The sequence below is a fragment of the Leucobacter sp. cx-42 genome, from assembly GCF_014529985.1.
GTDB lineage: Bacteria > Actinomycetota > Actinomycetes > Actinomycetales > Microbacteriaceae > Leucobacter.
Genome location: NZ_JACVMU010000001.1, coordinates 1 through 21,313 on the forward strand (window position 1 = coordinate 1; position 21,313 = coordinate 21,313).

Annotated in this window: 20 protein-coding genes; 12 read left to right on the forward strand and 8 right to left on the reverse strand. The window is 59.8% G+C overall.

Annotation, left to right across the window (positions count from 1 at the left end):
• Nucleotides 1-215: 215 nt before the first annotated feature.
• On the forward strand, nucleotides 216-935 hold the full coding sequence (locus ICM05_RS00005; RefSeq protein WP_188022517.1) for a hypothetical protein: 720 nt from the start codon (nucleotides 216-218) through the stop codon (nucleotides 933-935).
• Nucleotides 936-951: 16 nt separating this feature from the next.
• Here ICM05_RS00005 and ICM05_RS00010 read toward each other — a convergent pair whose 3' ends face one another.
• Complete coding sequence (locus ICM05_RS00010; protein ID WP_353055391.1) at nucleotides 952-1,395, reverse strand: MarR family transcriptional regulator; 444 nt, start codon at nucleotides 1,393-1,395, stop codon at nucleotides 952-954.
• A gap of 232 nt (nucleotides 1,396-1,627) precedes the next feature.
• Between ICM05_RS00010 and ICM05_RS00015 the strand changes: the two genes are divergently transcribed.
• From ICM05_RS00015 to ICM05_RS00035, 5 genes are all read left to right on the forward strand, one after another.
• Entirely contained in the window at nucleotides 1,628-2,188 is a 561-nt protein-coding gene (locus ICM05_RS00015) for an NADPH-dependent FMN reductase (RefSeq protein WP_188022518.1), read from the forward strand.
• A gap of 105 nt (nucleotides 2,189-2,293) precedes the next feature.
• Nucleotides 2,294-3,439 (forward strand): NAD(P)-binding domain-containing protein, encoded by a 1,146-nt coding sequence (locus tag ICM05_RS00020; protein WP_188022519.1) that lies wholly within the window; start codon nucleotides 2,294-2,296, stop codon nucleotides 3,437-3,439.
• 9 nt (nucleotides 3,440-3,448) lie between these two features.
• Nucleotides 3,449-3,796, forward strand: coding sequence for a metallopeptidase family protein (locus ICM05_RS00025; RefSeq protein WP_188022520.1), 348 nt, complete (start codon nucleotides 3,449-3,451; stop codon nucleotides 3,794-3,796).
• Nucleotides 3,797-4,087: an ATP-dependent Clp protease adapter ClpS gene (gene clpS, locus ICM05_RS00030; protein ID WP_188022521.1), complete on the forward strand. Its 291-nt coding sequence runs from the start codon at nucleotides 3,797-3,799 to the stop codon at nucleotides 4,085-4,087.
• A 2-nt stretch (nucleotides 4,088-4,089) separates the two neighbouring features.
• A complete protein-coding gene (locus tag ICM05_RS00035) occupies nucleotides 4,090-4,689 on the forward strand; it encodes a DUF2017 family protein (RefSeq protein WP_188022522.1) in 600 nt (199 codons plus the stop codon).
• A gap of 36 nt (nucleotides 4,690-4,725) precedes the next feature.
• On the opposite strand, the gene dinB is transcribed toward ICM05_RS00035, so the two are convergent.
• Nucleotides 4,726-5,961: a DNA polymerase IV gene (gene dinB, locus ICM05_RS00040; RefSeq protein ID WP_188022523.1), complete on the reverse strand. Its 1,236-nt coding sequence runs from the start codon at nucleotides 5,959-5,961 to the stop codon at nucleotides 4,726-4,728.
• 91 nt (nucleotides 5,962-6,052) lie between these two features.
• Here dinB and ICM05_RS00045 point away from each other — a divergent pair, with 91 nt between their 5' ends.
• Nucleotides 6,053-7,780 carry a glycerol-3-phosphate dehydrogenase/oxidase gene (locus ICM05_RS00045; RefSeq protein WP_188022524.1) on the forward strand — a complete coding sequence of 576 codons (1,728 nt, stop codon included), beginning with the start codon at nucleotides 6,053-6,055 and terminating at the stop codon, nucleotides 7,778-7,780.
• A gap of 4 nt (nucleotides 7,781-7,784) precedes the next feature.
• Nucleotides 7,785-9,329, forward strand: coding sequence for a glycerol kinase GlpK (gene glpK / locus ICM05_RS00050; protein ID WP_188022525.1), 1,545 nt, complete (start codon nucleotides 7,785-7,787; stop codon nucleotides 9,327-9,329).
• An 18-nt stretch (nucleotides 9,330-9,347) separates the two neighbouring features.
• On the opposite strand, the gene dtd is transcribed toward glpK, so the two are convergent.
• From dtd to ICM05_RS00070, 4 genes are all read right to left on the reverse strand, one after another.
• Nucleotides 9,348-9,797 carry a D-aminoacyl-tRNA deacylase gene (gene dtd, locus ICM05_RS00055; RefSeq protein ID WP_188022526.1) on the reverse strand — a complete coding sequence of 150 codons (450 nt, stop codon included), beginning with the start codon at nucleotides 9,795-9,797 and terminating at the stop codon, nucleotides 9,348-9,350.
• Between the two features lie 2 nt (nucleotides 9,798-9,799).
• On the reverse strand, nucleotides 9,800-10,513 hold the full coding sequence (gene deoC / locus ICM05_RS00060) for a deoxyribose-phosphate aldolase (RefSeq protein ID WP_188022527.1): 714 nt from the start codon (nucleotides 10,511-10,513) through the stop codon (nucleotides 9,800-9,802).
• Between the two features lie 69 nt (nucleotides 10,514-10,582).
• Nucleotides 10,583-13,168 (reverse strand): RNA helicase, encoded by a 2,586-nt coding sequence (locus ICM05_RS00065; RefSeq protein WP_188022528.1) that lies wholly within the window; start codon nucleotides 13,166-13,168, stop codon nucleotides 10,583-10,585.
• Between the two features lie 18 nt (nucleotides 13,169-13,186).
• Nucleotides 13,187-14,599, reverse strand: coding sequence for a DUF2130 domain-containing protein (locus ICM05_RS00070; protein WP_188022529.1), 1,413 nt, complete (start codon nucleotides 14,597-14,599; stop codon nucleotides 13,187-13,189).
• Between the two features lie 153 nt (nucleotides 14,600-14,752).
• On the opposite strand from ICM05_RS00070, the gene ICM05_RS00075 reads away from it, so the two are divergent.
• Nucleotides 14,753-15,913, forward strand: coding sequence for a winged helix DNA-binding domain-containing protein (locus tag ICM05_RS00075; protein WP_188022530.1), 1,161 nt, complete (start codon nucleotides 14,753-14,755; stop codon nucleotides 15,911-15,913).
• Between the two features lie 24 nt (nucleotides 15,914-15,937).
• Complete coding sequence (locus ICM05_RS00080; RefSeq protein ID WP_188022531.1) at nucleotides 15,938-17,665, forward strand: sodium:proton antiporter; 1,728 nt, start codon at nucleotides 15,938-15,940, stop codon at nucleotides 17,663-17,665.
• Between the two features lie 109 nt (nucleotides 17,666-17,774).
• On the opposite strand, the gene ICM05_RS00085 is transcribed toward ICM05_RS00080, so the two are convergent.
• Nucleotides 17,775-18,272: an Lrp/AsnC family transcriptional regulator gene (locus ICM05_RS00085; RefSeq protein ID WP_188022532.1), complete on the reverse strand. Its 498-nt coding sequence runs from the start codon at nucleotides 18,270-18,272 to the stop codon at nucleotides 17,775-17,777.
• A gap of 212 nt (nucleotides 18,273-18,484) precedes the next feature.
• Here ICM05_RS00085 and ald point away from each other — a divergent pair, with 212 nt between their 5' ends.
• On the forward strand, nucleotides 18,485-19,612 hold the full coding sequence (ald, locus tag ICM05_RS00090; protein WP_188022988.1) for an alanine dehydrogenase: 1,128 nt from the start codon (nucleotides 18,485-18,487) through the stop codon (nucleotides 19,610-19,612).
• Nucleotides 19,613-19,635: 23 nt separating this feature from the next.
• Nucleotides 19,636-20,097 (forward strand): hypothetical protein, encoded by a 462-nt coding sequence (locus ICM05_RS00095; RefSeq protein ID WP_188022533.1) that lies wholly within the window; start codon nucleotides 19,636-19,638, stop codon nucleotides 20,095-20,097.
• 81 nt (nucleotides 20,098-20,178) lie between these two features.
• Here the strand turns inward: ICM05_RS00095 and ICM05_RS00100 are convergent, their stop codons facing one another.
• Nucleotides 20,179-21,300 carry a pyridoxal phosphate-dependent aminotransferase gene (locus ICM05_RS00100; protein WP_251364439.1) on the reverse strand — a complete coding sequence of 374 codons (1,122 nt, stop codon included), beginning with the start codon at nucleotides 21,298-21,300 and terminating at the stop codon, nucleotides 20,179-20,181.
• Nucleotides 21,301-21,313: the final 13 nt, after the last annotated feature.

A 21,313-nucleotide genomic window follows, 5' to 3' on the forward strand; every position in this document is an offset into this window, starting at 1 on the left:
GAGGCTGAGATTCTGTTTATGCAGAACCAGCTCAATCGTCGCCCTCGGCAGACTTTGGAGTTTGCAACACCTGCTGAGACACTGAGTGAGTATCTCGCAGGTGTTGCACTCACCGTCTGAGACCGCCGGGGGCACATTGGCAGGGTTACTGCCACTGACTACTCGAATCCGAGCTCAGATGCAGCACCGCGAACCGTGGGCTATCGTCGACTGGCATGGGCACAAATCTCGAGATCGACACCACATTCGACATGCGCTCAGATGCCGGCGGACGAGACCCCGATCGGTACAGCCCGACACTTCGGGCTTATCACCAACAACTATGGTCAAAACCGCTTCCTGGCGGCACTTCCTTCACGCTTCGGGATGACTGGCCCAAAGGATACCTCGCACACGAATCAGAACTTGGTCACTTTCAGCTCACAAGCGACACCATTCTTCGCACCTTCGTCGCTCATTCGAAGATGCAGCACATCATCAAAGAAGTGCCCCCTGTGGACCGACAAATCTTGTCCCGCGAGGGTTACACGATCGCAGGGTTCATCTTATTTCCGGGGAATCGCATCGATGGCAAGTTCACCATCAATCAGGCCCGCGGCACACACCCGAGGATTCAAGATCGAATCGACCTCACCCTAGAGTGCATTCGGCGTCACTACGAAGGCGAAAGCAGTCCACTTGCTGCAACTATTGAACGATATGCAGATTTCTTCAAGCTCTTCGAGAGCTTTAGTGGCTATGTGGACTCCTTTCTTCTCCAGGATCTGCTCACGGAGGACAAGGAACAGATACGGTTCTTCCTACCGTTCACCGATTTCGAAAAACACGAAGCGTTGCCTCGCAACATTTCCGAGTACATCCAATTTCGTGACGCCATGCGAGAGTGGATCAGCGCCCGAGCGCGGCGTATTCAAGATACAAACAAAACTGCTTAAGGTTCAGACTCGTGACCTACACCGAGTTTGCGCGGTACAAGTACGTCATCGCCGTTGCGACCTGGCACGCCTGCTCTTCTCCGAGCACGTCAATGAAGTGGCGGCGATTGGCGTTTGCGACAGCCGCAGTCAATGCCGACGCCATTTCCAGCCCACCTTCCGTCAGGCCTAGATACGAGACACGGCGGTCTTCTTCGCAGGCGACGCGCACCGCAAGGCCGCGGTTCGAGAGCTTGTCGGCGATTTTGGTGAATCCACCGGTCGAGAAACCCGCTCCCTTTGCAAGGAAGCTCAGCTTTGCACGATGTTCTGGCTGGCGATGAAGCTCAAGAAGCGTCTCGGCTTCTGCTTCATTGAGATCGAAGTCGTAGCGCATCTCTGCATGCAAGCGACGGTTCGTGGCCTGGAAACCGTGAATTACGCGCCCCCACAATTCAACTGCGGTCGCATCATCTACCACGGTACGTCACTTCCTCAATCACTCAGCCATTGCCACCCTTACGGGCAGTCACTCATTATCTACGAAAAATCATACACAGAAACATCTCGCAAAGAAACATCTTGCGCGAAAGCTATTTTCGTGCAAACATAGTTTCTGTTGTCGCAGTCACCGCGATTTCCGATAGGCGTTACGCATTACAGATGTTCCCTTCGCCATCGAGTACAGATTTCTTCACTGAAAAGGAATGCTCTTGAACAAGATCGCCATCATCACTGGTTCCACCCGCCCCGGCCGCATTAACGCTGGCGTTGCTGAGTGGCTCGTTGAGCGCGCAAACCTCCGCAACGACGCTCAGTACGAGCTCGTTGACATCGCAGACTTCAACCTCCCCCTCCTCGATGAGGCTGCACCCGCTGCGTACGCACAGTACTCGCAGGAGCACACCAAGGCTTTCGCTGCAAAGATTGCTGAGTTCGACGGTTTCGTATTCGTGACCGGCGAGTACAACCACTCGGTTCCCGCTGCACTCACCAACGCAATCAGCTTCCTCAACCAGGAGTGGGCAAACAAGGCAGCTGGCATCGTCGGCTACGGCTCGGCATTCGGCGTCCGCGCAGTTGAGCACCTTCGCGGCATCCTCTCGGAGATGCAGATCGCTCACGTCCAGAAGCAGGGCATGTTCTCGCTCTTCACCGACTTCGAGAACTTCTCGACCTTCAAGCCGACCGAGATGCAGGCTGCTTCGGTTGACCCCATGCTCGATCAGCTCGTTGCTTGGACCGCAGCTATGAAGCAGGTCCGCGCTGCCTAACTCGCAGCCAAGACTCGTCTGAAATTTATTTCGGGCTTGAGCGCCCCCGCCCGTGATCTCTGAGATCATCAAGCGGGGGCGTTCTCATATTCATAGGGGGTTCACATGCCACACGTTGATGTGTTGGTCATCGGCGCAGGTCAGGCAGGCCTGTCTGCCGCCTATCATTTGCAACGCATTGGCTTTGTCCCAGAAAGCCGAGCGCAGACCCATGAGCGCAGCTTTGCGGTGCTCGACGCAAACGAGACCCCGGGTGGCGCCTGGCAACACCGCTGGGAATCGCTCACGATGTCGACCGTCAACAACATCTACGAGCTACCTGGCTTCCCCGTCCCTCCCGCTCCCCCGCAGGCCCGGAGCAACGCCGTGCTTCCCGCATATTTCGCTGCATATGAGCAGCGGTTCGATCTTGACGTTCACCGGCCGGTTCGAGTGGAATCGGTACGACGAGGCGCTGCCGGATCCGCGCCCCACTTCATCATCGAGACATCGCGAGGCGACTGGTCCGCAACGTACGTCATCAATGCCACAGGAACGTGGACCCGGCCCTACGTTCCGTTTTATCCAGGCGCCGCTGACTTTGCGGGTGAGCAGCTACACGTGCAGAACTACGTCACGGCCGAGGCGTTCGTGGGCCGCCGCGTCGTCATCGTAGGTGGCGGCATCTCGGCAACCCAGCTACTTGAAGAAGTATCGCGGTACACCGACACATTCTGGGTGACCCGTACCCCGCCAGAATGGGTGCCGCATTTCACGCAGCAGCAGATCCTCGCGTCACTCGAGGAGGTGGAAGAGCGCACGCGCGCCGGGCTTCCCCCGCGCAGTGTTGCCTCTGTGACTGGCATGTTTGAGGCTCCCTGGGTACTTCGGGCAGCCGAGCGCGGCGTGCTCAACGCGCACCCGATGTTCACTCGCATCGAACCGCACGGTGTTCGAATGCCAGATGGCTCCTTTGAGCCGGCCGACGTGATCCTGTGGGCGACAGGATTCCACGCCGAAATTCGGCACCTGAAGCCGCTCCAACTACGCACAATCGAAGGTGGGATTCGAGTCGGAAATGGCCGCTCGCTCGATGAACCACACCTGTTCGTCATTGGCTACGGCTCATCCCAATCAACGGTTGGCGCGAACCGTGCCGGACGCGACGCGGTGCGCGCGATCCGCGCCGAAATGAACGCAGAAACCGGCGCCGTCGAACCTGCCGCGTTGTCCCATAGCGCGGCTCCCCGGCTTCCCGAGCGACGCCGATAGGGTGAGACCATGCTCGAAGTTTCTGCTGAATCGTTTGAAGAGCTCGTCGCCGACGGTCTCGATTCGCTCCATCCCGAAATGATGGCCGAACTCGACAACGTGATCTTCCTCATCGAGGACGAACCCGAGGACGGCAGTGACGTTCTCGGCATCTACGAGGGCTTTTCTGTGGCAGAACGTGGCATATACGGGTACGGTGAAGAACCAGACCGCATCATCTTGTTCCGCAAGAATTTGCTCGAACACTGCGCAGACCTCGATGAACTCGTGGCTGAAATCAGAATCACACTCGTGCACGAAATCGCGCACTTTTACGGCATCACCGAAGAACGAATTCATGAATTGGGGTGGGGATAGATGGTCACAATCGCCGAGCGTTCCGCGTCGACGCAAGATTCCGCGCAGCTCACTCCAGAGCAGCCGTGGCAGACGATCGTCTGGGACGATCCCATCAATCTCATGTCGTACGTGAGCTACGTGTTTCGTTCGTACTTTGGTTTCTCGCAGGACCAAGCTGAGGAGCTTATGCTGAAGGTGCACACCGAGGGTCGCGCAGCCGTCGCCGAGGGGAGTCGCGAGGCCATGGAAATGCACGTCGAGGCAATGCACGGCTACGGCCTCTCCGCAACCGTCCAGAAGGTCGGCTAGCCATGCGAATGTATACCAGCGGCGACGAATTAGTACTCATGCTCGAGGCCGAAGAGGCGAGCATGCTCGATCACCTCGTCGGTCAGCTGATTGGCCTTGTTCAGAGCCACAGCAGCACGACCCTTGATCCCGACCCACTCTTTGCGAGCCTCGAAGTTGGCGGATCAGACGAGCTGCCAGAAGACCCCGCGCTCGCGGCACTCTTCCCCAATGCGTTTGAGGATGCTGACGATGCGGCACAGTTCCGTCGCGTGACCGAGCAGGGCCTCATCAACCGCAAGCTGCAGGACGCAATGCAGGTTACTGGCGACCTGGGTCTTGGCCGTGCGGATCCCGAGTCCTCGATTGAAGTCGCCATCACCGAGGCGTCGCTCCTCCCGTGGCTTCGCACCGTCACGTCACTGCGCATCGCGCTTGCCGCTCGCATCGGGATCGAGTCAGACGAGGATCATGACACCCTCATCGACGACGAAGAGACCCGCGGCACCGTCATGGTCTATGACTGGCTCGCCGGCCTCCTCGAATCAATTGTCGTACTCGTCGAGGTGCTCCAGAGCGAAGATGAGAACGTCGCTGGAGACGTTCCGGACCAACTCGCCTAGCCCACACGCGGAGATGAACAGCCGCGAGCTCGTTTGCTAGGTCAGATCGTCTGGGGTGCGCAAGGAGCGCGGATCAACCACCTTGCCACGACCGCCGAGGAGTCGTGCTGGCTGCAAACCCAACCCAGCGAATTTTTCACGAACTTCGTCAACCGCGTGGTCAACCGCACGCCACTGCTCGTCGTCGTCCCACAGGGCGGTTGATGCGCCGCCGCCGAGGGAGAGCTGTTCTGCGCGTACGCCGATGAGGCGAACCGGTCGCCTCGCAGCGCCGAACTCTTCAAAGAGGTCTTTCGCTGTGCGGTAAATGCGTTGGGTCGCGTCCGTGGGGTCAGCGAGAGTCTTTGACCTCGTGACTGTCTCGAAGCTTGACCACCGAACCTTGATGGCGATTGTGCGGGCAACGAACCCTTTGTCGCGCAGACGTTCGCCGATCTTCGCTGAGAGGCGGAGGAGTTCTCGCTCGAGTGTGACCGGGTCTGCAATATCAACGGCGAAGGTTTCTTCGTGGCCAATACTCTTCTCCACACGCGTCGTATTGACCGAACGAACGTCGCGGCCGTTGGCGAGCGCGTGGAGCTTCTCAGCACTTGCGTTGCCCACGATCCGACGAAGTGATTCAAGCGGCTCGCGCGCGAGTTCGCCGACAGTGTGGATCGCGCGGCCAGATAGTGCGCGCTCGGTCGCGGCACCAACGCCCCACATTGCGCCAATCGGGAGCGGGTGCAGGAATTCCAGAGTATGCGCTGGTGGAATTTCAAGCAGCCCGTCTGGTTTTGCGCGCTGCGAGGCAAGCTTGGCAATGAACTTCGTGCCAGCGAGGCCGACCGAGACGGGCAGCCCGGTGCGCTCGCGCACTCGCTCGCGGATTTGGCGGGCGATCTCGACTGGTGGGCCAAATAGACGCACCGAACCCGCGACGTCAAGGAAGGCTTCATCGACGCTGATCGGCTCAACGAACGGCGTAAACTCGCGGAAAATCTGCATGATCTGTTTTGACGCAGCTGCGTACTTCGACATGTCTGGCGGAATCAACACGATGTGTGGGCACAACTGCTTTGCCCGCGCAACAGGCATCGCCGAGCGGACCCCGAAACGTCGAGCCTCATAGCTCGCACTCGACACCACAGATCGCTCGCCGTCAAAGGCGGATGCTACCGGCTTGCCGATCAAATCAGGCCGCTCGAGCAACTCAACCGAGACGAAGAACGAGTCCATGTCGGCGTGCAGAATCGATGCTTCATGCCGCCAAGCAGGATCTATCTTCGTCATATGTCTATTGCACCACACGCAACCGACATCTCTCGCTAGGCTTACAGCAGCCCCACGGCCGCACTGTCGCGAGCAGAGGAGATCACTGACCATGACTGCGTTTCATTCTTCCGACCGACTCACTGCACTTCGCGCGCGTCCGCACGCTGATGTACTCATTGTTGGTGGCGGCATCAACGGACTTGCTACCTTCCGCGAGCTCGCGCTCCAGGGAATCGATGTTGCCCTAGTTGAGCAGAACGACTACGTGTCAGGCGCATCAGCAGCCTCAAGTCATATGGTGCATGGCGGGATCCGCTACCTCGAGAATGGCGAGTTCAGGCTCGTGCGCGAGGCCGTGCAAGAGCGCAATCGTCTCATCAAGAATGCGCCACACTACGTGAAGCCGCTTCTGACGACGATTCCAATCTTCTCGACGTTTTCCGGCATCATCACCGCACCATTCCGGCTCCTCGTCACGCACGGTCGTGGCAAGCCACGCGAACGCGGGGCGGTACTCATCAAGATCGGTCTCATGATCTATGACACGTTCTCGCGAGACGGCGGTCAGGTTCCGCGCCATAAGTTCCATGGCCGTACGCGATCGATCCGCGCGCTGCCGCGTCTGAACGGCAGCGTCAAGTACACGGCGAGTTACTACGATGCGTCGATGCACGACCCTGAGCGCCTCGCACTCGATGTGCTAGCTGACGGATTGACCGCGGGCAGTGATGCGAGCGCCGAAAACGCCACCGCACGCGCGGCGAACTACACCTCGCTTGTTGGCTTTACAGACGCCAAGGCGATACTTCGCGACGCGGTCACGGGCGAGGAATTCCCGTTCGCTGCCCACACGATCGTCAACGCGAGCGGTCCATGGACGGACGTCACCAACGCCGCACTCGGCCGCCCAACGCAATACATGGGCGGCACCAAGGGTTCACACATCGTGCTCGATCATCCCGAGCTCCTTGCAGCGACCGCCGGCCGAGAGATCTTCTTCGAACACTCAGACGGCAGAATCGTCCTCATTTACCCACTGAAAGATCGCGTGCTCGTCGGCACCACCGACATCGACGCCACACCAGACGCGCGTCATATCTGCACCGACGACGAAATCGACTACTTCTTCGAGCTCGTCGCCCACGTGTTCCCGACGATCACCATCGATCGCTCTCACATTGTCTATACCTTCTCTGGCGTGCGACCGCTGCCACGGCACGACGACACCCTGCCCGGGTTCGTCTCGCGCGACTATCGCATCGAGCACGGCTGGCTCGGATCGGTGCGCACGCTGAATTTGGTTGGTGGAAAGTGGACGACGTTCCGCGCACTCGCCGAACACCTCGCTGACGAGACCCTCACCCTGCTGGGCGCGGATCGCCGAAGCCACACACGCGCCACCCCCATCGGCGGTGGCGCAGGCTTCCCCACCGGCCGCGCGGCTCGCAAACTGTGGGTGGCGAAGCACGGTGCGCAGCACGATCCGCGCACGATCGAAACGATGCTCGACCGGTACGGCACGCGTGCAACCGAGGTGCTTGCCGCGCTGCCCACCTCCCCTACTCCCCTTGCCGCGCACCCGGAATACTTCCGCGAAGAGCTTGCGTTTCTCGCCCGGTCTGAGCACGTTGTGCACCTTGACGATCTGCTCTTGCGTCGCACCTCGCTCGCATTCCGTGGCGGGCTCACCGCCGAGACCCTCACGGAGATCTCGGCCGCGGTCTCAGACGAGCTTGACTGGGACGCCCAGACGCAGCTGGAAGAAGTTGAACGCGCGACCGCGACACTGCGCGATGCGCACCGAGTCACGCTCGGCAAGCCCGGCGTGGGAGGATGACGGAATGGTGAATTCGAAGGCCACGCACGTTCTCGCGATCGACCAGGGCACGACTTCTAGCCGGGCGATCGTATTCGATCATGCCGGGAAAGTTGTGTCGGTTGGTCAGCGCGAGCATGCTCAACACATGCCGCAGGCCGGTTGGGTAGAGCACGATGCGCTCGAGATCTGGGCAAATGTGCAGGAGGTCATTGGCACGGCGCTCGGCAAGGCTGAGCTCAACGAGGCACACATTGCCGCCATCGGCATCACCAACCAGCGTGAGACCGCAGTGGTCTGGGACCGGGCGACTGGCGAGCCCATTCACCCCGCGATCGTGTGGCAAGACACCCGCACACAGGGACTTGTTGATGCACTCGCTGAGCAATCACCATTGGGCGCGGATCGTTTCCGCAACCTCACCGGGCTTCCCCTGACCAGTTACTTCTCAGCGTCGAAGATCGCATGGATTCTCGATGCTGTTCCCGGCGCGCGAGACCGAGCTAACCGGGGCGAGCTCTTGTTCGGAACGACCGACACCTGGGTGCTCTGGAACCTCACCGGTGGCACGAGCGGCGGCGTGCATGCCACCGACGTGACCAATGCGTCACGCACCATGTTGATGAATCTCGCAACCCTCGAATGGGACGAAGAGTTGCTCGCAGCATACGACGTCCCGCGCAGCATGTTGCCGGAGATCCGCTCCTCGTCTGAGGTGTACGGCACCGTTGCAGATTCTTCGTTGCTGCGCGGTGTTCCGATCGCTGGCATCCTCGGCGACCAGCAGGCGGCAACCTTTGGCCAGGCGGCCTTCTCAGCCGGCGAGTCAAAGAACACGTACGGCACCGGCTGCTTCCTCATCTTCCAAACGGGTGAGCGGATCGTCCACTCAGGAAACGGCCTGCTCTCGACCGTCGCCTACCAGTTGGGAGACGCCCCCGCACATTACGCACTTGAGGGCTCTATCGCGGTCACTGGTTCACTCGTGCAGTGGCTGCGAGATCAGCTGGGCCTGATTCGCTCCGCTTCAGAGATCGAGCCGCTCGCCGCGACCGTGGAAGACAATGGAGGCGTCTATCTCGTGCCGGCGTTTTCTGGGTTGTTTGCGCCGTACTGGCGTCCAGATGCACGCGGTGCCATCGTTGGCCTGACCCGATATTCACATCGCGGCCACATCGCGCGCGCGGCACTCGAGGCTGTCGCGTATCAAACCCGCGATGTGCTCGACGCGGTGAATGCCGATGTGACCGCTGCTGGCGGTGTTGCGCTCACGGAGCTGCGTGTCGATGGCGGCATGATCGCGAACGATACGCTCATGCAGTTCCAGGCTGACATGCTCGGAGTTCCGGTGGTACGCCCGAAGGTAGCCGAAACGACCGCGCTTGGAGCGGCGTATGCCGCCGGCCTCGCGGTCGGTTTCTGGCAGAGCACGGACGAGCTGCGCAGCAACTGGCAGGAGGGCCACCGGTGGGAGCCGCAGTTGCCTGCCGCGGAACGGGATCGGTTGCTCCGTCAGTGGCGGAAGGCGGTCACGAAGTCGATGGATTGGGTCGACGAAGATACGGCCTAACGATGTTTCGCGGATCGCCTAGCGGCGGGGTTCACTCCACATATCGCTGTCGATCACGAGGGTGATCGGGCCGTCATTGACGAGTTCAACCTGCATGTAGGCACCGAACTGGCCGGTGTTGACCGTTGCGCCCTGCGCGCGCAGGGCAGTTGCGAAGGCGTCGACGAGCGGCTCTGCGACGGCTCCGGGCGCAGCCTTGCTCCACGAGGGACGGGTACCCTTCCGAACGTCACCGTAGAGCGTGAACTGGCTCACGACGAGGATGGGAGCGTTGCGCATCGCGCACGACTGTTCGTCGTCGAGCACCCGCAGGTTCCAGACCTTGTCTGCGAGACGGGCTGCAATCTCAGGCGTGTCTTCGTGGGTCGCGCCCACGAGCACAACGAGTCCTTGCTCGTCAAAGCTGCCAACTACTGCTTCTTCGACGGTGACGCTTGCGCGGCTTGCGCGCTGAACCACGAGCTTCATGCTTAGTAGCCAGCCTGTTCTGCCGTGGTGTCAGTTTTGGGTGCGTCTCCTGCGTTCCACCCTGCAACGATTGCTTCGGTTGCAGAGACGCCGAATCGGGTGGCCCCGGCTTCCCACATTGCTCGCGCGTCTGCCGCGGTTCGGATGCCCCCTGAGGCTTTCACGCCGAGTGCCCCGCCGCCCGCCGCACCGACGGTTTCCGCCATGATGCGTACCGCTTCGAGGGTCGCACCGCCAGCTGGGCTGAAGCCCGTAGATGTCTTGACGAAGTCAGCGCCGGCCGCAGCTGCAGCTTTGCTCGACTCGCGGATCTGGTCGGGGGTGAGCGCCGCGGTTTCCAGGATGACCTTGAGCACATGAGGTGCTGGCACCGCCTCGCGTACCGCACGAATCTCTGCTTCGAGCGCGGGCCAGTCTGCCGCCCGTACGAGGGCAGCATTCACCACCATGTCGACTTCGTCGGCGCCATCGGCGATGGCTTGCCGCGCCTCGGTGGCTTTCACCGCAGCGTGGTGGGCACCCGACGGGAAACCCACCACGGTGACGATTTCGAGTCCGCACTTTTCAACGGGAAGCAATGACGGGCTTACGCACACGCGCGCGACACCGAGTTCAGCAGCGCGTGCCATGAACTCCGCGAGCTCTTCCGGTGTCGTACCGGGCGCGAGAAGCGTATGGTCGGCGATTGCGAGGAAGTGCTCTGGCGTCAGCGTCATGGTCGTCATCCTATTCATCTGTTTGGTCGAACCTCGGCAGGCGCACCCGTTCGGCGCACAGGGCACTTGCTAGGCGGCGTCACTCAACGGGCCAACGCGTCGCACGATGACGACTGGCTCACCGCGCAACTCAGACTCCGCAAGATCGATGTCGCCTTCAATACCCCAATCTCGATCACCGTTGGGGTCAAGCAGTACCTGGCGGAAGCGCCAGATGTCGTCACCACGGTCAAGTTCCACGAGAGCAGCGTTGCGAGCGTTCGAGTCAATAAGAATTTCGTCGTACTCGGTGAAGTAGGCGTCGAGCGCGTCACGCCACTGATCTTCGCCGAATCCGTGGGGTCCGTCGAGCTCAGCGAGTTCCTTGTAGTGCTCGAACGATGCCGCCTGCACTCGTCGGAATAGTGCGTTGCGAACCATCACGAGGAATGCACGTTCGTTAGCGAGTAGGCTGCGCGCCGTGGGCGGCGCGATCGAGTCGCGTGCTTCATGGGCCTGCTCGATCGCAGCGGCGTCCACGCCCTGCTCGAGGTTGAACGCGGCCGTCCATTCGTCAACCAGGCTCGAGTCAACTTGCCGCACGAGTTCCCCAAGCCACTCGATGAGTTCTTCAAGCTGCTCGTTCTTCGCTCCCTCAGGGATCGTGCGTTCGAACGTTCGGTATGCATCAGAGAGATAGCGCAGCACGCCGCCTTCCGCACGGCCGAGCTCGTAGTACGAGACAAGGTCCCTGAACCCAAACGCACGCTCGATCATGTCGCGAACGACCGATTTCGGTTTCAGCTCGTAGTCGCGCGCCCACGGCACTTCTTGGACGTAGGCGTCGTAGGCCTCACCAAGCAGCTCTTCAAGCGGCTTCGGGTAGGTGATCTCTTCGAGAAGCTCCATACGCTCCTCATATTCGATACCGTCTGCCTTCATCTGCCCGATGGCCTCGCCGCGCGCCTTGTGCTCCTGGGCACGCAGAATCGCACGCGGATCCTCAAGCGTCGATTCAATCACCGAAATGACGTCGAGCGCGTAGGTCTCGGACTCGGGCTCCAAGAGCTCGATCGCCGCAATTGCGAATGGCGAGAGCGGCTGGTTGAGCGCAAAGTTCGCCTGTAGATCAACGGTAAGGCGCAGCAGCTTCTCGCCGTTCTCTTCATGAATCTCGACAATGCCGCTGTTGCGCAACGTGCGGAAGATACTGATCGCGGTACGCGCGTGCTCGAACTGCTTCGCCTTCGGTTCATGGCTGTCGAAGATGAGCATTTGCATCGTGTTGAGCGCTTCACCCTCCCAGCTTTCACCGCGGCCGATCACGCCTAGCACCATTGCGTGGGTCACACGCATGCGGCTCACGAGCGGCTCTGGTTCTGACGCGATGAGCTTTTCGAGCGTCTGCTCGTTCCACGCAACGAAGCCCTGCGGCGGAGCCTTCTTCTTCACGGGCTTCGCTTTCTTGCCCCCGGATGCCTTCGCAGCAGCCTTTGCCGCCGACTTCGCGTTCTCAATCTCGTGCTCGGGCGCGAGCGCAACGACATCACCCTCGGTGTCGTAGCCTGCGCGACCGGCGCGACCAGCGATCTGGTGGAATTCACGCGCCGAGAGACGACGCATCTTTTCACCGTCGAACTTCGTCAGCGCAGTGATGAGCACGGTGCGGATCGGCACGTTGATGCCCACGCCAAGAGTGTCGGTGCCGCAGATGACCTTCAGCAGGCCACGCTGCGCAAGCTGCTCCACGAGACGGCGGTATTTGGGCAGCATGCCTGCGTGGTGCACGCCGATTCCCGAGCGAATGAGGCGTGAGAGCGTCTGTCCGAAACCAGCCGAAAAGCGGAAGCCACCGATCGCGGCCGCGATTTCATCACGACCGGCACGGTCAACGATTTTAATGCTCGACAGCGCCTGCGCCTGTTCAACCGCGTGCGACTGGTTGAAGTGCACGAGGTACACCGGGACCTCTTTGTCGGCGAGCAACTGCTCAACCACTTCCTGAGCTGGTGCGACTTCATAGCGGAAGCTCAGCGGCACAGGGCGCTCGACGCCCGTCACGAGTTCAACGCCGCGGCCAGTCGCGTCCTCCAGGTCAGCAGCCAGATCTGTGACATCACCGAGCGTTGCTGACATGAGGAGGAACTGAGCATCATGCATCAGCAGCAGCGGCACCTGCCAGGCCCAGCCGCGATCGTGATCTGCATAGTAGTGGAACTCGTCCATCACGATCTGGGTGAAGCCACCTGCTTCAGCGTTGTCGACATCTTTGTCGCGGATCGCGAGGTTCGCCAGAATTTCTGCGGTGCAGCAGATAATCGGAGCATCAGGGTTAATGGCCGCATCACCGGTCACCATGCCCACACGCTCTGGACCAAAGATCTCGACCAGGTCGAAGAACTTCTCGCTCACGAGCGCCTTGATCGGGGCCGTGTACACGGTACGACGCCCCTCAGCGAGCGCGGCAAAATGTGCACCGAGCGCCACCATCGACTTGCCCGTACCAGTCGGGGTCGCGAGGATCACGTTCGAACCGAGCGTCATGCCCAGCACCGCTTCCTCCTGCGCCGGGTACAGCTTTAACCCGCGCTCTTCGAGCGCCCAAGCCTCGAAGGCAGCGAAAATCTCATCTGGCTCGGTGAACGTCGAGTTCTCGAGAACTGCTCCCAGATTCATGTGGACTATTCCTGCTTTCTACGCGTCGCTCGAGGAGGCGCTGCCCCGCTCAAGCTCCGCAAATTTGGCTTGCATGGTCGGGTTGCCCCGAGTGAGCTTCTTAATCGAAACTCCCTGCGCTTTGTCGTTTGCGAGACGCAGGTTGTTTTCGGACTTCAGTAGCTGCTCTTTGACCTTCTGCATCTCGGCGATGGAGGTGTCGATCCGCTTGATCGCTTCTTGGAACTGCTTCGACGCGAGGTCGTAGTTTCGCCCAAAAGCACCCTTGAAAGCGTCGAGCTCGCCTTCAAAAGTCGTGATGTCGATGTTCTGAGCTTTCACAAGCTCAAGCTCCGCTTTGTACCCCATCGCATTCATCGCTGCGTTTCGCAGCAGCGTGATGATCTGCAGGAAGAACTGCGGTCGCACTACGTACATCTTCGGGTATCGATGCGAAACATCGACGATACCAGTGTTGTAGAGCTCGCTGTCTGACTCAAGCAGCGAGACGAGGACTGCATACTCACAGCCCTTCTCATTGCGGTCTTTGTCGAGCTCTTTGAGGAAGTCTTCGTTCTTGTGCTTGGTTGCGGTTGTGTCGGCTTCGTTCTTCATCTCGAACATGATCGAAACGACCTCAAGCTCGTTCGGATCGAAGTCACGGAAGATGTAGTCGCCCTTACTGCCGGAACGGGCGTCGTTATCTTTCTCGAAGTACGCGTTTGGGAAGGCCGTCGCACGAATCTGATTGAACGTGTTCTCGCAGTGTTGCTCGAGAGTCTCACCAATCATCTTGGTGGAGAGCTTCGACTTCATATCTCGAAGCCGTTCAATCGCGTCATCGCGATCTTTCAACTGCACTTCGAAGCGCTCGGTGATCGAACGCTCAGCGAGCTCCTTCTCAAGGTTTGCCCGCTTCAGGTCACCCTGCAGCTCGTCGCGTTGCTTTGCGACTTCGCCGACGGCCTCCGCAACTGCGAGCTTCTGTTCGGTCGCCGCTGTGTTCAGCCGCGACTTCAGCTCGAGAATCTCAGTCTGCTTAGCCGCCTCAGCCTGCTGCAGCTGAGCCGTGAAGCGCGCCTCAACGAGTTCCGTCTGCGCTGTCTGGGCAGCTTTCACCTCAGCAAGCTCAGACGCAACCTTGTCGCGCTCCTTCTCAATTGCGGCGAGCGCATCTGCGATTGCGATCTTCTGCGTTGACTCCCCTGCGGACACCAGCGCTTCAAGCCGCTGAATCTCGGCGTCCTTCGTGGCGGTTGCTTGTTGCAGTTCGCCGTCAGCCTTGACCTTCGCGAGTTCGAGTTCTTGACGCTTTTCCTGCTCCATGAGCTTGAGTCGTTCGTGGAGTTGCTGGTCAAATTCAGTGTCACGCACCTGCTGCAAGATCTGCGCATAGCCCGCCTCATCGACGGTAAATACTTTGCCACAGTGCGGGCATTGAATCTCATGCATGTGCGCTCCTTGCGACTCGTTCGCGGGATTTCCGTACTAACCTTCCCACAGACCACCGACATTTCGCCTTCTGAGCGGAGTTCACACGGGTTTTGGCGGATCCGCGCCCACGCAGGAAGTCGAAATGTCACTGGCCGGTTTTACACTTACGACATGACTGAACTTCTCTCGCAACAGCATGTCCGTGCACTCCGCGCAGAGGCACAGGGTCTCAACGCGCCCGATGCTGGCCTGGGCTCTGATGTCAGTGCGGCGGCAGGTCGGATGCTCGCAGTGCAGGGGCAAGACTGGCATGCTTCACGTTGGGCGCTTGGGCGTCGGGTGGCAGGGGCTTCTCAGCAGTCAGTCGTAGATGCCCTTAATGCAGGCAGTCTGGTGCGGTCTTGGCCGATGCGCGGCACCATTCATTTGGTTGCGGCAGCCGACATCGGCTGGTTGCAGGCCCTGACAAACAAACGGGCACTGGCGAGCGCCCCGCAGCGCCGCAAGATTCTCGGGATGAGTGACGAAGTGCTTGACCGTCTCGTCGAGGTGTCACTCGACGCACTCCGCGCTGTGGGCAACGGGGGCATCGATCGCGTCGAGCTTTCTGATGCCTGGACCGCGGCAGGGGTCGAGTGGCAGGCGAACTGGCGGTATCACCTCATCTGGTGGCTGTGCCAAAACGGCCTCGCAACGCTCGGACCCGTGCGAGATCTTGCTGAACCGCGGCTGGTGCTCGCAACCGGGTGGCTGCCGGCCCCGCGTGCGCTTGATGAAGATGACGCGCTGCTCGAGCTCGCTGCTCGGTATCCGGTCGCTCGTGGCCCTATCCGGGCGAAGGACATCGCTTGGTGGTCGGGCCTAGGTACGCGCGAGGTAAAACGTGGTCTCGCGGCAGCTGTCGAGAGTGGCCGGCTGGTCACCGCTCGCTTCACTGATGCACACGGCGAGGCTATTCCCGGCGTGGCAGGCGAAGCTTGGCTTACACCAGAGCTGCTCGACGCGAAGATCACCCCACCGTCCGAGGCTTTGCTCCTTGCGCCGTTTGACGAGCATTTGCTCGGCTACAGCATTCGTGAGCCCCAGCTCATTTCGGGCGGTATTGATTACGTGGTGCCCGGCAAGAACGGCGTCTTCGCAGGTACCGTCGTTCGTGACGGTCAGACTGTCGCTACCTGGAAGCGTGACCCCAAGCAGCGCGAGCGCGTGCACGTGATGCCTCTCCCAGGCAATGAAGTCAGCGCGCAAGAACTCGAACGTGACGTCGCCCGGTGGAGCACGTTCCACAACCATAGGCCTCGTGAAGTTGCGATCGATGCTGTCTCCGCATAGGGAGTAGCCCCCTAGGCTAGAGCAATGGAGATCGGGCTCATTTCAATCATCGCGGTGATCGTGCTGATCACCGGGTCAATCATTGGTTCGAGGATCGGCGTCGCCGCACCGCTGATCCTCATTTTGCTCGGCATTGGAATTGGCTATCTCCCGTTCATGCCGAGCGTCATTGTGTCCCCTGAAATCATCCTGGTTGGCGTCTTGCCGCCGCTACTGTACGCAGCAGCAGTCAACGTGCCGCTCATCGACTTCAGGAGAAACTTCAGGCCAGTCGTTGGCCTCTCCGTCGTGCTGGTAATTCTCACCACGATGGTCATCGGTTTCACACTGCATTGGGCGGTCCCACAGGTTCCCCTCCCCGTGGCATTCGCGCTTGGCGCCGTCATCAGTCCTACCGATGCGGTGGCGGCAACTGCAATTGGTAAACGCCTCGGCATGCCCGACAGAATCGTCTCGATCCTTGAGGGTGAGAGCCTCGTCAATGACGCTACCTCGTTGGTGCTGTTGAAAACAGCACTGATCGCGCTGTCCGGCAGCTTTGCATTTATGCCAGCGGTCGGAATGTTCAGCTACTCAGTTGCCGCAGCGGTACTCATCGGGTTCTGCATTGGCATCATCACTGTTTGGGTGAGATCTCAGTTCAAAAATCCGGTGTATGACACCGTGGTGTCGTTCGCGGTGCCCTTCCTCGCATTCATCCCGGCAGAGGAGGTGGGGGCGTCCGGCGTTCTCGCCGTAGTGGTGACAGGCCTCTATACCGGTCATCACGCTACAAAGAAGTTCAGCGCAACCGCCAGAACGAACGAGCGGTTGAACTGGCGCACTATTCAATTCGTCCTTGATAACGGTGTCTTTCTTCTGATGGGGCTCGAATTGCACGGCCTCGTTGACCGCGTGGGCGAGTCTGATTTCCACCTTGATACCGTGGTGATCGTTTCGTTTGTGCTCGTCGGAGTCCTCATCGGGTGCCGCGCGCTCTTCATGGTTCCGACCATCTGGATCATGCGCCGAACTGCTCGACGAATTGAATACCGCAGCCGCGGCCTCGGCCTCATCGTCAAACGCATGCAGGTAAACTCGTCAACAAATGCTGCGCGGCTATCACGCACCGAACGGATGGCTCAACGATCCGCTGCGGACGCCGCACACGAACGTGACTCGCAACTTGGCTGGCGCGACGGCCTGCTGCTCTCCTGGACCGGAATGCGCGGCGTCGTCACTCTTGCCGCAGCGCAGTCAATCCCGACAGATGTACCCTTCCGCGAACAAATCATTTTGACCGCGTTTATTGTCGCAACGGTGACCCTGCTTTTCCATGGGCTGACGCTGCCAATGTTGATCCGCCGCCTCTGGCCAGAGGGCGTCGGGGGCACCGATCGAACCGAGCTTGCAGTACTTTGTCGTGACCTCATGGCATCCGGCATCAACGCGATCGACGACGAGATAGAACGAGAAGTCGCCGCCGGCGGACCTGTTACCCCCGAACTCATTGCCGATCGCGCACGCATGAGCAGCAAAAACGCTCTGGCCTCACTCGCGATCTCGTTGAACCCGGTAAATCCGAATCATCCGTCGACAAAAGAGTCGCCAGCAGAGGCGTATCTCAGACTCGCGAATGTTTCTCTCGAAGCCCAACGTGCCGCGCTTCTAGAGGAACGAGCAATTGGCCGGTACAGCTCACGATCACTCCAGCAGGTATCTCTCGCGCTTGATGCGCATGAGAACCGTTTGACACCGCCGGTGGATCACTGACCGACGCGCACAACCGGCTGTGATGCCGAGCTAGGTTACGCACCAAACCAACGAGGGCGGATGCAGCATCAAAGAAACTGCATCCGCCCTCGTTGGTCACACAAGCCATTTAGTCGATTGAGCCAATAGAGACTGGATTGGCGAAATGACTGAACACGATGCTCGTTCGCGTCGCAGAAACTGCGGGATGAGTCGACAGATTCTCCATCACGAAATCACGAACGTGATCGGAATCACGCACACCAAGGTGCATGATGAAGTCTTCAGTGCCGCCGAGGAAGAACAGCTGCATCACTTCTGGCTGGGCGCGCAACGAATCGCTGAGTTCCATGATGAGCTGACGCGCGCCAGAACGAACTGTCACGCTCACAAGCACCTGGAGGTCAAGACCAACGGCGCGCGGATCAACCGTCGCAGTAAAACCAGTGATCACACGACGCGTCACAAGGTTGCGCACGCGCGCAATACAGGTTGAAGCGGCGACGCCAACACGGTCCGCGAGTTCCGCATTCGTAATGCGGCCGTTGAGCTGTAGCTCATGCACGATCTTGAGATCAACCTCATCAAGATCAGCGGCTCGGCTAGTCTGCTTTGACCCTTCCAACACGTGTCCTCCTTTGCACTTCACATTTCCCAACTCTGCAAAAGCCGCAATTTGTGCGGATTTCGCAGAGAATTCGATGCTTCACTGACGATATCGAATATACTTCACGATGAAGAGAACTTTTCCGAAATCTAGCGCGTATTCACAATACGGGTTAAAATTCCGGTGGAAGCTTCGTTTCCTTACTAAGCAACTCTGAATAATTGGAGAAAAACATGCGCGTCGGTATTCCTACCGAGATCAAGAACAACGAGAACCGCGTTGCCATCACCGAGGCAGGCGTATTCGAGCTCGCTCGCCGTGGCCACGAGGTATTCGTTCAGGCTGGTGCAGGCCTCGGTTCGGCTATCACCGACGAGGAGTACGCGGCAGCTGGCGCGAAGATCGTCGAGTCGGCAGACCAGATCTGGGCTGAGTCGGACATGATCCTCAAGGTCAAGGAGCCCATCGCTTCTGAGTACAGCAAGATGCGTAAGGGTCAGGTGCTCTTCACCTACCTGCACCTCGCAGCTGACAAGGCACTCACCGAGGCAGTCCTCGAGTCGGGCACCACCGCAATCGCTTACGAGACTGTTCAGCTCGCTAACCGTGCGCTCCCCCTCCTTTCGCCGATGTCTGAGGTCGCTGGTCGTCTCTCGGTTCAGGTTGGCGCTTACTCGCTCATGAAGGCAAACGGCGGCCGTGGCATCCTCCTCGGTGGCGTTACCGCTACCCGCCGCGGCAAGGTTGTCGTCATCGGCGGCGGCGCTGCTGGTGAGCAGGCTGCACGTATCGCTTACGGCATGGGCGCAGAGGTCACCGTTATTGACATCGCACTCCCCCGCCTCAAGCAGCTCGAGGACGAGTTCAACGGTCGTATCCAGACCCGCACCTCGAACGCTCACAACATCACCGAGGCGCTCAAGGAAGCCGATCTCGTTATCGGTTCGGTCCTCATCCCCGGTGAGAAGGCACCCAAGCTCGTCACCGACGCAATGGTTGCTCAGATGAAGAAGGGCTCGGTCCTCGTCGACATCGCTATCGACCAGGGTGGCTGCTTCGAGAACTCGGTTGCTACCACGCACGACAACCCCACCTTCGAGGTTCACAACTCGATCTACTACTGCGTTGCAAACATGCCCGGTGCGGTCCCCGAGACCTCGACCGCTGCACTCACCAACGCAACCCTCCCCTACGTCGTCGCACTTGCTGACAAGGGCTGGGCTCAGGCACTCAACGCAGACGCAGCGCTCGCTAAGGGCCTGAACGCATTCGAGGGCAACATCACCAACGCTGGCGTTGCACAGGCATTCCCTGAGCTCCCCGCGTCGGAGCTCGCAGAGGTTCTCGCAGCAAACGCGTAACTCCCAGGAGTATCCTGGACTTCATGGATTTGAAGTTCTCATTCGGAGGGGCATCACCTGATCAACATGATCACGGTGGTGCCCCTTCGGGCATTCCCCTCCCCTTCGCGACGAAGGCATTGGCATCTACCAGCAGCGTGCTCGAACTGCGCGCGCGTCTCGATGGCGATCAGGTGATCGGTGAGGCACTCTCGAGTGACGGCGTTGCATACACGACCTCACGCGTTGCCTTGCAAGGCACCGGAACGGCACCGCTGGCAAAAGCAACTCGGTCAGCAATCAGCCGCGCCGTTGCCGGCCTCGAAGCGCCAATGATTGAGTCAATCTCGGCACTCGTGCTCGACCTCGCTGGCAGTGAAGCGGACGTCCTTACAGAGCTCGGTCTTGCCGTAAATTCTGCCGCAACGCCCGTCGCTACTGTCGACGAAAAGCTGCAGACTCGCGTAGGTATTTCGGTCGGCACCGCGATTCGTTTCACAGAGTAACGCGCGAAGCGTCCGTTCACGAAAGTAGGCCTTGGGCGTCACATGACGTCCAAGGCCTACTTTCGTAGTGTCTGGTTCGAGCTAGTGTGTCGCCTGGAAACGTAGAATGCGGGTGAGCGCTTCCTCAACTGCGGCTTCACCCGCGGCGTATGACAGTCGGACAGCTCGGTCGCCGGTCGCCGTGTCGAAGTCCACGCCAGGAACCACCGCGACGTTTGCTTCTTCGAGGAGCGCCTGCGCGTACGCCGTTGAGCTGCCGAACCGATCAAGCCAAGTTCCAAGCTCGGAGTAGTAATAGAACGCGCCGTCTGAGGGTGCGGCAGTGCCCCAGCCGAGTTCGGGAGCAGCATCGAGGATCAACGCACGCGCACGCCCGAAACCGCTTACGATCGCATCACGTTCGGCATACGATTCGGCCGTGAACGCTGAGAGCGCCAGCTCCTGCGCTGGTGAAGGCGGTGAGAGCGCGAAGTTTGATGCAAGTGCTTCGACTGGCGCACGGAGATCTTCTGGCAGGATGGCCCAGCCGAGCCGCCAGCCTGTCATTCCCCAGTATTTCGAGAACGAATTGATGACCACCGCGCTCGGGTCGAGAGCCGCTACAGAAACGCCACGTGGATCTTGAGCACCGGGTTCAGGAAAGGTGATCCCGTGATAGATCTCATCACTAATGAGACGGGTCCCATTGCGTTTGCACCATGCCACAAGATCAGTCAGTTCGGCTCGATTGAGCATCGTCCCAGTCGGGTTGGCAGGTGAGGCCACGATCAAGCCAGCCAGCTCGCCAACTTCATTCACTGCCGCGTCCAGAAGTTCAGGTGTCGGCTGATACCGTGTCTCCGCCCCTGTGGGGATTTCTACAACCTCAACGCCGAGGGTACGCAGAATGTTTCGGTACGCCGGATAGCCTGGCGACACGAGCGCGACGCGATCTCCAGGGTCGAACGCTGCCAAAAACACCAGCTGGAAGGCTCCAGAGGACCCGGTCGTCACTGCCACTGCTTCTGGCGCAAGGTCAACGTCGTACCAATCGGCGTAATGCTGAGCAATAGCCTCGCGAAGTGGCATCGTACCGAGCGGGCCGGTATAGCCCGCGGCTTTGAGCGTGCCGGGAGCGGGTCGCGCACTGGGTTCGCCAGCACACAACGAGACAATGTCTTCTCCCGCGAGTCGGCGTCGTGCGATCTCATCGGTAATTCGCATGACCTCGAAGTGA